This window comes from Rhizobium sp. RHZ02 (genome assembly GCF_014851575.1).
GTDB lineage: Bacteria > Pseudomonadota > Alphaproteobacteria > Rhizobiales > Rhizobiaceae > Rhizobium > Rhizobium altiplani.
Map to the genome: position 1 here is coordinate 1 of NZ_JACUZX010000121.1, position 255 is coordinate 255.

A 255-nucleotide genomic window follows, 5' to 3' on the forward strand; every position below is an offset into this window, starting at 1 on the left:
CATCCAGCCCGACAGCACCGACCTCGAAGCCGAACCGCTCCCGCTGGCGGTCCAGCCGGTCGAGATAGACGATACTGTCATGCACATTGGCGGGCGTGACATGGGTATCGGTGATGATCGCAAGCTTACCGTCCACCGTGCGGTGATCGAGGTAGAAGAAGCCCTTTGGCTTGCCGTCGCGCACCATGTAACCGCTGTCGGGATCGGTGCGCGACACCTTGGTTTCCTTCACCTGCGGCTCGCGCTCCTTTTCCT

Annotated in this window: 1 pseudogene; it reads right to left on the reverse strand. The window is 61.6% G+C overall.

The features are described from left to right. Window positions 1-255 (reverse strand): annotated as a pseudogene (locus IB244_RS33310) (IS5/IS1182 family transposase); the annotation flags it as partial.